At 59.4% G+C, this 10006-nt stretch carries 8 protein-coding genes; 4 read left to right on the top strand and 4 right to left on the bottom strand.

Annotated elements, in window-relative coordinates; translation table 11 throughout:
* Positions 1–68: 68 nt before the first annotated feature.
* Positions 69–293 carry a YgdI/YgdR family lipoprotein gene (locus tag IAI51_RS27585; protein ID WP_187681354.1) on the bottom strand — a complete coding sequence of 75 codons (225 nt, stop codon included), beginning with the start codon at positions 291–293 and terminating at the stop codon, positions 69–71.
* A 194-nt stretch (positions 294–487) separates the two neighbouring features.
* On the opposite strand from IAI51_RS27585, the gene IAI51_RS27580 reads away from it, so the two are divergent.
* The 4 genes from IAI51_RS27580 (at position 488) to IAI51_RS27565 (ending at position 6982) form a co-directional block, all read left to right on the top strand.
* The gene (locus tag IAI51_RS27580) at positions 488–2140 is read left to right on the top strand and encodes a VRR-NUC domain-containing protein (RefSeq protein WP_187681353.1); all 1653 of its coding nucleotides are present in this window, start codon (positions 488–490) and stop codon (positions 2138–2140) included.
* A complete protein-coding gene (locus IAI51_RS27575) occupies positions 2137–4455 on the top strand; it encodes an ATP-dependent DNA helicase (protein WP_187681352.1) in 2319 nt (772 codons plus the stop codon). Before IAI51_RS27580 ends, IAI51_RS27575 begins: the two co-directional genes overlap by 4 nt.
* Before the next feature lie 5 nt (positions 4456–4460).
* On the top strand, positions 4461–6380 hold the full coding sequence (locus IAI51_RS27570) for a PAS domain-containing sensor histidine kinase (RefSeq protein WP_187681351.1): 1920 nt from the start codon (positions 4461–4463) through the stop codon (positions 6378–6380).
* Between the two features lie 65 nt (positions 6381–6445).
* Positions 6446–6982 (top strand): hypothetical protein, encoded by a 537-nt coding sequence (locus tag IAI51_RS27565; protein ID WP_187681350.1) that lies wholly within the window; start codon positions 6446–6448, stop codon positions 6980–6982.
* A gap of 54 nt (positions 6983–7036) precedes the next feature.
* Here the strand turns inward: IAI51_RS27565 and IAI51_RS27560 are convergent, their stop codons facing one another.
* The 3 genes from IAI51_RS27560 to IAI51_RS27550 form a co-directional block, all read right to left on the bottom strand.
* The gene (locus IAI51_RS27560) at positions 7037–7333 is read right to left on the bottom strand and encodes a hypothetical protein (RefSeq protein ID WP_187681349.1); all 297 of its coding nucleotides are present in this window, start codon (positions 7331–7333) and stop codon (positions 7037–7039) included.
* Between the two features lie 153 nt (positions 7334–7486).
* Positions 7487–8830 (bottom strand): cation:proton antiporter, encoded by a 1344-nt coding sequence (locus tag IAI51_RS27555; protein ID WP_187681348.1) that lies wholly within the window; start codon positions 8828–8830, stop codon positions 7487–7489.
* Between the two features lie 148 nt (positions 8831–8978).
* The gene (locus IAI51_RS27550; protein WP_187681347.1) at positions 8979–9836 is read right to left on the bottom strand and encodes a glucose 1-dehydrogenase; all 858 of its coding nucleotides are present in this window, start codon (positions 9834–9836) and stop codon (positions 8979–8981) included.
* Between the last annotated feature and the right edge of the window lie 170 nt (positions 9837–10006).

Raw genomic sequence — 10006 nt, 5'->3', positions numbered from 1 at the left:
CTTTTGATCTTGAACTTGCAAATCAAAAGATCGCAGCCTTCGGCAGCTCCTACAGGGGTATTGCTTCGTCAGTCTTCCTTGCGCACCGTGGCCACTTCATCGGCCCGCACTTTCACCTTGGCGCCGGAAATATCCTCGAACTCATAGAAGCCGTCGTCGGTTTTGGTCTTCGGCATGTCCTTGGTCAAATACTGGGTGCCGTTCTGCAAGGTGACCACGGTCTGGGTCGAGCAACCGCCCAATGCCAGCAGGGCAGCTACCGCCAACGGGATGCCCAGAGTCTTTATTTTCATACCCACGTCTAATTCCTCATTCGCTGTGATACCGAGCATTGTCGGTGTTGTAACGCGGTTGGTGCCATAGCGCCGGAAAAAGTTCGATAGGCCGGTGAAAAAATGCCATTGATCTTTTTCCGTTTGCGCCGGGGCGGGCAGAGCTGTTATCTGTACGCATAACCAGTACTCGCTCGCCATGGCCCTGAATCCCCGTGACTGCCAATCCCCTCGATGATCCGTTCTATTACCTCAACAACTTCCGGCAAGTGCTTGATTGGCTTGAGCTTCGCTACGCCGATTTGATGAGCGAACACGAGCTGGCATTTATTCACGATTTCAAAGCGTTGCCCAAAGCCTCGCAGGGTTTGCTGGTGCGAATGGTGATGCGCAAGGGTGTGCATTTTCGCGCGAGCAAGCTCAACTATGTGGAAATCGGCGATATCGCCCACGCGGCGCAGCCATTGCTGGATCAGGGTTGGATCGACGAACACGCCCCACTGGCGATTGCCGAACTCTTCGACGTATTGCTCAAGGCCGAAATTCTGCAAGCCTTCGGCGCCGTTATCGAACAACCCAAGGGGCGCAAGGACGACTGGCTGCCGCTGCTTGCCGAGCAATTCGCCGAACCGCGCAGTTTGCGCGAATGGGCACCGGCGCTTGCAGATCGATTGTTCAGCCTGGCCATCATGGACCTTTGCGATCGCTTGCGCCTGATGTTCTTCGGCAACCTGTATCAGGATTGGTCCGAGTTCGTGCTGGCTGATCTCGGCATCTTCACCTACGAGAAAGTCGAATTCAGCGCCGATTCCCGAGGCTTGCGCAGCCGTGAGGACGTCGACGCCTGCCTGTTTCTGCACAACTGCCAATTACGTTTCGAAGCTGGCGAACCGCTGGAAACCATTGTCGAGCAAGTCAGTGCCTTGCACTTTGACAACCCGTGGCTGCAGCGTCGGCGCAACAAGGTACTTTTCCAGATCGGTCAGTACTGTGAGCGCATCACCGAGTTCGCCCTGGCCCTGAACATTTACCGCAATTGCGCCTATCCCGGCGCCCGATTGCGGATGATCCGCGTCCTTGAGCGTTGCAGTGAATACGCTTTGGCGCTGGAAATCGCCACGCTCGCCGAGCAGGCACCGCAAAGCGCCACCGAGCAGCAAGGCTTGCAGCGCATGGTGCCGCGACTGCGCCGCAAGCTCGGTGGCCCGCCACTCAAACGGCTGGCGCCTCGACCGGTGGAACGTCTCGATCTGCACTTGCCGCGCACTGATCCGGCGCTGTCGGTAGAGTTTTACGTGCAGGCGCATCTGCATGACGACGACGGCCCGGTGCATTACGTGGAAAACAGCCTGATCAACTCATTGTTCGGTTTGCTCTGCTGGCCGGCAGTTTTTGCGCCGCTGCCGGGGGCGTTTTTTCACCCGTTCCAGCGTGGTCCTGTGGATCTTCTCAATGAAGATTTCCAGCAGCGCCGTGCCGATCTGTTTGACGCTTGCCTCGCCGAACTCGATGACGGCCGTTATGCCGACACCATCCGCGCGCGGTTTGTCGCCAAGTGGGGCGTGCAGTCACCGTTCGTGTTCTGGGGCGCCTTGAATGAAACGCTGCTTGAGCAAGCGTTGGCCTGCCTGCCCGCCGAACACCTCAAACACTGGTTCAATCGTTTGCTGCTCGACATCAAGGCCAACCGCGCCGGGATGCCCGACCTGATCCAGTTCTGGCCGCAGCACAAAACCTACCGGATGATCGAAGTCAAAGGCCCGGGCGACCGTTTGCAGGACAATCAACTGCGCTGGCTGGAGTTCTGTCACGAGCACCAGATGCCGGTAGCCGTGTGTTACGTGCAATGGGCGGAGCAGAGCGCTTGAGCTACAGCATTGCGGTGCGGGCGCTGTGTGAGTTCACTGCCAAGACCGGCGACCTCGACCTGCGTTTCACCCCATCACCCACGGCGCTGGAGGGCATTGCCGGCCATCGCACCGTGGCCTCGCGGCGCAATGACCAGTACCAGAGCGAAGTGGCGCTCGAAGGTGAGTTTCGCCAGTTGAAGGTCAAGGGCAGGGCGGACGGCTACGATCCGGCGCAGAACTGCCTGGAAGAAGTCAAAACCTATCGCGGCGACCTGAGCAAGCAACCGCCCAATCACCGCCAGTTGCACTGGGCGCAAGCGAAGGTCTACGGCTGGCTGATGTGTCGCAAACTCGATCTTGCGCAGATCAACGTGGCGCTGGTGTATTTCGACATCGTCAGCGAGAAGGAAACCTGCCTGGTCGAAGCGTTCAGCGCCGAGGCCTTGCAGGTCTTTTTCGAGCAGCAATGCAGCTTGTTCCTTTATTGGGCCGAGCAGGAAATGGCCCACCGCGACGCCCGCAATCTGGCCGCGCAGCATCTGGCCTTTCCTCACCCGGACTTTCGTCCCGGCCAACGGCATCTGGCTGAATCGGTGTTCAAAGCGGTGAGTACCAGCCGTTGTCTGATGGCGCAGGCGCCAACCGGCATCGGCAAAACCCTCGGCACGCTGTTCCCGATGCTCAAGGCCCTGGCGCCGCAGCAACTGGACAAGGTGTTCTTTCTGACCGCCAAGACGCCCGGGCGCAAATTGGCGCTGGATGCCAGTCAGGTGTTGTTCGATCAATCCGAGACCTTGCCGCTGCGAGTATTGGAAATGGTCGCCCGCGACAAGGCCTGCGAACACCCGGACAAGGCCTGCCACGGTGAATCCTGCCCCTTGGCCCAAGGCTTCTATGATCGTCTGCCCGCCGCCCGGGACGCCGCCAGTCGCATCAAGCTGCTCGATCAGGCCGCGATGCGCGAAGTCGCCGCGCAGCATACGGTGTGTCCGTATTACCTGAGTCAGGAAATGGCACGTTGGGCTGATGTGGTGATCGCCGATTACAACTATTACTTTGATTTCAGCGCGCTGCTGTACGGTCTGGCGCAGCTAAATCAGTGGAAGGTCGGGGTGTTGGCGGACGAGGCGCACAACCTGGTCGAGCGCGGCCGGCAGATGTACAGCGCCAGCCTTGATCAGGCGACGCTGGGCGGTGTGCGCAAAACCGCCCCCGAAGCGCTGAAAAAGTCCCTGCAACGGGTCAACCGCGAATGGAATGCGCTGCATGCGCCGCAACTGGCGGCGTATCAGGCCTACGACAAGGCGCCGGAAAAACTGCTTCAGGCGATTTCCCTGTGTTGCTCAGCCATCGGCGATTACCTCAATGATCATCCGCAAGGGCTGGACAGTGGCTTGCAGAACTTCTACTTCGACCTGCTGCAATTTGGCCGGGTGGCGGAGCTGTACGACGAGCATTACCTGTTCGACATCAGTAAACGCGACCTCGACCGCAAACGTCCGCTGTCTCAGCTGTGCCTGCGCAACGTGGTGCCCGCGGCATTTATTGGTCCGCGCCTGAAATCTGCGCGCAGCAGCGTGCTGTTTTCCGCCACCCTCAGCCCGCGCAATTATTACGCCGACTTGCTCGGCACGCCGGCCGACACCGTGTGGATCGACGTCGAGTCGCCGTTCAGCGCCGAGCAATTACAGGTGCAGATCGTCAGCCGCATCTCCACGCGATTCAATCATCGGCAGGCCTCGCTGGCTCCCATCGTTGAACTGATCGCCCGTCAGTTCAGTGAACGGCCGGGCAATTATCTGGCGTTCTTCAGCAGTTTCGATTACCTGCAACAGGTGGCGACCTTGTTGGCCGAGCGGCATCCGCACATCACCCTGTGGCAGCAATCGCGCGGCATGGTCGAGGGCGCGCGGCAGGCCTTTCTTGATCAGTTCACCGCCGATAGCCAGGGCGTCGGCTTTGCCGTGTTGGGCGGCGCCTTCGGTGAGGGCATCGATTTACCCGGCGCGCGGTTGATCGGCGCCTTCATCGCCACGCTGGGGCTGGCGCAGCTCAATCCGGTCAATGAACAGTTGAAACGTCGGATGGCGGCGATCTTCGGTGCCGGTTACGACTACACCTACCTGTTCCCTGGCGTGCAGAAAGTGGTGCAGGCCGCAGGACGCGTTATTCGCACCCGCGAGGATCGCGGCGTGGTGGTGCTGATCGACGATCGCTTCGCCGAGAGCCGGATCAAACAACTGTTGCCGCGTTGGTGGGCCATCCAGCATGAACCGGTCGCTTCCCAAATGTCCGGATTGCCGCATACTCCTGCTCATGACTTTGTGCGGTGAATGTGATGAGCGAAAAGAACAAGTCCGCGGCGATCGAAGAGATGCGCTTTCGGCTGTTGATCGACGCGGTGGTCGACTACGCGATCTACATGATCGACCCGGACGGCATCATCACCAGTTGGAACTCCGGCGCCAAACGCTTCAAGGGTTACGAGGAGGCGGAAATCCTCGGCGAGCATTTTTCGCGGTTCTATACCGCTGATGATCGCGCGGCCGGCCTGCCGCAACGGGCGCTCGACACGGCGATCCGTGAAGGACGCTTCGAAGGCGAGGGCTGGCGGGTGCGCAAGGACGGCACGAACTTCTGGTCACACGTGGTCATTGATCCGATCATTGACCCGAGCGGCAAACTCCTGGGTTTCGCCAAGATCACTCGCGACCTGACCGACCGCAAGATGGCGGAAGAAACCCTCAAGCAGAGCGAGCAACAGTTCCGCCTGCTGGTGCAGGGCGTCACCGACTATGCGATCTACATGCTCAGCCCTGAAGGGCGAGTCAGTAACTGGAATCAGGGCGCGCAGCGGATCAAGGGTTACCTGCCGGAGGAAATCATCGGTCAGCATTTTTCGATTTTCTATACCCCCGAAGATCGTGAGCGCGGCGAGCCGCTGCGGGCGCTGGAGATCGCTACACGAGAAGGTCGCTTCGAGAACAAGAGCTGGCGCGTGCGCAAGGACGGCACGCGGTTTCTGGCGCATGTGGTGGTCGATGCGATTCGCGGAGAAACCGGTACGTTGCTCGGGTTTGCCAAGATTACCCGTGACGTCACCGAGGCCCATGAGGCGCAAGTCGCCCTGGAAAAGACTCGCGAGGCGCTGGCCCAGGCGCAGAAGATGCAAGCCATCGGCCAGCTCAGCGGCGGTATTGCCCACGACTTCAATAATCTGCTGACGGTCATTCTCGGCAACCTTGAGATCGTTCAGAAGCGCGTCGGCGACGACGCGAAGATCAGACGCTTGCTGGAAAACGCCACGCAAGGCGCTTTGCGCGGTGTGTCGCTGACCCAGCGTATGCTGGCGTTCGCCCGCCGTCAGGAACTCAAGACCGAATCGGTCGATATTCCACTGTTGGTGCAAGGCATCACCGGGCTGTTGCGCAGCTCACTGGGGCCGGGTATTCGCATCGAGACCCAGTTTCCCGCAAACCTTGAACCGGTACTGGCGGACACCAATCAATTGGAACTCGCCTTGCTCAACCTGGCGACCAACGCCCGCGATGCCATGCCTGAGGGTGGCAGTGTCATCATCAAGGCGCAGACGGAAGTCGTGTTTGAACTCGGTCATTCGGAGTTGGCGGCGGGTCGATATGTCTGCCTGAGCCTGACCGACACTGGTGAAGGGATGGATGAGCACACGCTGGCCATGGCCAAGGATCCGTTTTTCACCACCAAGGGCGTGGGCAAGGGCACCGGATTGGGGTTGTCGATGGTCTATGGTTTTATCGAGCAACTCGGTGGCCGTTTGATCCTCAAGAGTGAGAAAACGCACGGCACCACGGCTGAACTGTGGATACCGGTGGCCGTTGATGGCGAAACGGCCAAGCCGGTGTATCCGTCGACCGAACTTATCGCGGTGCCACGCCTGAGCGTATTGGTGGTGGACGACGATTCACTGGTGTTGACCAGCACCACTCTGCTGCTCGAAGACCTCGGCCATCGCGTGGTCAGCGCCACGTCCGGTACCCAGGCCCTGGCGTTGTTCGAACAAGGCGAGGTCATTGACCTGATGATCACAGACATGGCCATGCCGCACATGAGCGGGGCGCAACTGGCGCATGCGGTGCGTCTGCTCAAACCGGATCTGCCGATCATCCTCGCCACGGGTTACGCCGAACGTCTGGAGGGTTTTTCGGCGCAATTACCGCGTCTGTCCAAACCGTTCACGCAATTGAATCTGGTGGAGATCATTGCTCAGTCGATGAAATGAATCCGGCTGAACTTGTCCGTGGCAGAGCGCTTCTAAACGTTTTCCTGCTTCGGAGCGTGCGTCCCGTGCCTCGCATATTGACTCAGCCCACCGCTGAAGAAACCCTGACCGAACATGACGCCAAGATGTTCGGCTCACCCAAGGAACGACTGGATTTCTATCGTCGTGAGATTCAGTACGAAACCAGCATCCTCGCCAATCGCACCGATGCCTATCTGGCGGCGCAGTCGTTTCTGGTGATTGCCTTTGCGTCGTGCATGTCCAACCTCAACCCGGAATGGGGCAAGTTGTTTACGCTGGTGGTGCCACCGTTCCTGGCGCTGCTCGGGCTGCTCAGCTCGCTCAACGCCTGGCCGGGGATTCGCGCAGCGTATGACATCATCGATCACTGGCACTTCAAACAGAGTCATTTGCTGCTCAGCGAGCCGTTGATGGGGCTGGCCTATGACGAGTCGCCGCTGTTCAGCGAGACGGAATCGAGCCACAAGGGGTATCGCAAGTCGCTGCTGTTCTCGGTGCGTACGCCGTGGATCTTTGCGACGTTCTGGGTGGTGTTGGGGAGTTATGCGGTGTTTATTCAGGTGACCAATCCGGGGGGATGAGTGCCGGATAGAAAAAGCCCGGTTTTCAACAGCCGGGCTTTTTCTTCACTTCGGTCACTCGGTGGTCTCAAGCTGCCGCCGCAACCCCTGCGAGTTCTGCACCGACATCGGAATCGGTGGGAAATCCTCGTTCAACACACACAGATGCTCAATTGAATCGGCAAACTTCACATCGGCTTTTCGGCGTAACGTCCGGTATTGCTCAAACTGTTCGACATCCAGTTGCCCGGTTTCGAGTAACTCATGAGCCGCCCGATTCAGCGTCTGCGCTTCTTCGAACAATTGACGATTGCGCTCCAGAGCCAACGCTCTGCAAGCCTTGATTTGCGCAGGAGTCGAGCATTCTTTCATGACCGTGACCTTAAGTTTTCAAGGATTCCTTTTCATAGGCTTGTCGCCGCAGGGGAACCGAACCTGCCGGACCCCGTTGGACGGGGCCAGCGGGGGGTTATGGTTGTGACCATCGACCTTTACGCAGAGATCCATTTTTTTGCAGAAGATTTTCTAGGGCTTTTGATGCTTGCGTTTTTCATAACGGGCAAGGATCGGTTGGGTGCTGATCCCGTGCAGCAGAATGCTGAGCGCCACGACAGAGAGCGTGATGTCGGTACACAGCGCCGCAACCGAGTCACTCAGGCCATGATTCAAGGCATAAAACAAATAGAAAAGACTGCCGATTCCGCGGATACCGAACCAGCCGATCAACAGCCGCTGTCGCCCCTCCAGCAACGAACCCCATGGCATCAGCGCTACGCAAACCGGGCGAATCACGCAGAACAACACGCCGCCGATCAGCAAGGCCCGCCAGTCCCAATGTGTCACCAGCACCACGCCGAGCAGCGTTACCAGAAACACCTCCATAGCCCGTTCGACCAGGCTGCCGAACGACAACATGTCGCCCATCATGATGCCGGCGGCGACCTGGCTGTTCTGTAGTTGCTCAGTGTCGCCATGTACCGCGTGTTGCGGCTCGACGTTCTGGTGGCCGACCACCGGCTGCACCAGATGTTCGGCGGGCGGCTGGCTGGCGCCGGTCGACTTCACTTCCTCCTGACGCAAGCCAAGCCCTGCGGCGAATACCGACAGGAACCCGTAGCCACCGATGGATTCAGCCACCACATAGGCCAGAGCAATCAGCGCCAAGGCCAGATAATCATTGGGGCTCAGGGTGCTGTCGTCATTGCGCAGGCGCATGGACAGCGTCAGGCGTCCGATGCCGCGACCCATCCAGTACCCGGTCAGCAGCCCGGCCGGCACCGCCCACAAGAGACTGCGCAAGATCCATTGCGGCCACTCGTCGGGATGCCCGGAGCCGTCCAGCAGCAACATGCCAAGCAATACAAAGGGGAAGGCAATGCCGTCATTGAGTCCTGCCTCGCCGGACAGGCCGAAGCGCACACTGTCGACATCCCGCGCATCATTGACCTGCACCAGAGCCGCGAGTACTGGATCGGTCGGCGCCAGAATTGCGCCAATCAACAACGACGGCCCCCACGGCAATTGCAATCCCCAGTGCAACAACGCGCATACGCCGGCGATGGTCAGCACCATCACCGGCCCGGCCAGGCCGAATGCGATTCGCCAGCGCTTGTCGCGAAGGGGCAAACGTAGTTTCAGCCCGCAGACAAACAGCGAGAAGAGCACCGCGACTTCTGTCAGGTGCTCCATCCACTGCGAGGCGTTATCGACCGACAGTTTCAGCAGATCAAGGCCACTGGGGCCAATGCCGATTCCCAGCAGAAGGCACACGGCCGAGGTAGTGACCGGCATCCAGCGCAGGTACGACGAGGTCAGGGCCAGAGTCAGCAGCACTGCGCCGAGCACGGCGACCCATACAATGAATGTCACGATGCGTTGTCGCGACGGATACTGGTCCAAGCGAGGGCGAGGAGGTTGAGACGTTTGGTGATAGGCGCGGACATGACAGCCTCCTGATCGTGACTCTTAAAGTATTGAGAGGCGTCATGCCGGCGGGTTCAGTTTTTCTCGCGTGTTGTCACAGCATTGGCTTACCGCCGGTCACGCCATAGCGCTGGCCGGTGATGTAACTGGCTTCGTCAGAAGCCAGCAGCACATAGATCGGTGCCACTTCCACCGGTTGGCCGGGCCGACCGAGCGGGGTGTTGCCGCCGAAGTTCTGTACCTCTTCATCAGGCATGGTCGAGACGATCAGCGGCGTCCAGATCGGCCCTGGCGCGACACAGTTCACGCGGATCGCTTTCGGCCCGAGCATTTGCGCCAGGCCGCCGGTGAAGTTGGCAATCGCGCCCTTGGTGGTCGCGTAGGCGAGCAGGCTCGGTTTGGGCATGTCCGAGTTGACCGAACTGGTGTTGATGATCGACGCGCCGGGGCGCATGTGTTTGATCGCGGCCTGACACAGCCGGAAAATGGCGGTGATGTTGACATCGAAGGTCATCACCCATTCGTCATCGGGGATGTCTTCGAAGTTTTCGTGGGTCATCTGGAACGCGGCGTTGTTGACCAGCACATCGATGCGACCAAAGCGTTCAACGGTTTGATCGACCAGCGCCTGGCACTGGGCCTTCTGTGCGATATCGCCTGGCAGCAACAGGCATTGGCGCCCGGCCTGTTCGACCCAGCGTGCGGTTTCTTTGGCGTCTTCGTGTTCGTTGAGATAAGCGACCGCAACGTCAGCGCCTTCACGGGCAAAAGCGATCGCCACGGCACGGCCGATGCCGCTGTCACCGCCGGTGATCAAGGCGATCTTGCCGGCCAGCCGCCCGGAACCGACGTAGCTCTGCTCGCCACAGTCTGGATAGGGCTCCATCTTGCGTTGCGAACCGGGAACGGTTTGCGCCTGCGCGGGGAAGGGTGGTTTTGGGTAATCGGTCATCGTCAGTCTCCGAGTCACATGGCAGGTATGGGCGGTTGACCCGGGGTGTTTGCCGTGAGTTCGATCGGATTTGCGATGGTTTTTTGTGAACGCTGACTCAATGTAGGAGCTGCCGAAGGCTGCGATCTTTTGATTTTGTTTTTAACAGACAAGATCAAAAGATCGCAGCC

The organism is Pseudomonas sp. N40(2020), from assembly GCF_014472415.1.
Taxonomy (GTDB): domain Bacteria; phylum Pseudomonadota; class Gammaproteobacteria; order Pseudomonadales; family Pseudomonadaceae; genus Aquipseudomonas.
This window is presented reverse-complemented; position numbering and strand designations above follow the sequence as displayed.

Bases quoted from the DNA above. Each gene is read 5' to 3' on its own strand.
- IAI51_RS27585 (WP_187681354.1), bottom strand. From the start codon at position 293: ATGAAAATAAAGACTCTGGGCATCCCGTTGGCGGTAGCTGCCCTGCTG.
- IAI51_RS27560 (WP_187681349.1), bottom strand. From the start codon at position 7,333: ATGAAAGAATGCTCGACTCCTGCGCAAATCAAGGCTTGCAGAGCGTTG.
- IAI51_RS27570 (WP_187681351.1), top strand. From the start codon at position 4,461: ATGAGCGAAAAGAACAAGTCCGCGGCGATCGAAGAGATGCGCTTTCGG.
- IAI51_RS27550 (WP_187681347.1), bottom strand. From the start codon at position 9,836: ATGACCGATTACCCAAAACCACCCTTCCCCGCGCAGGCGCAAACCGTT.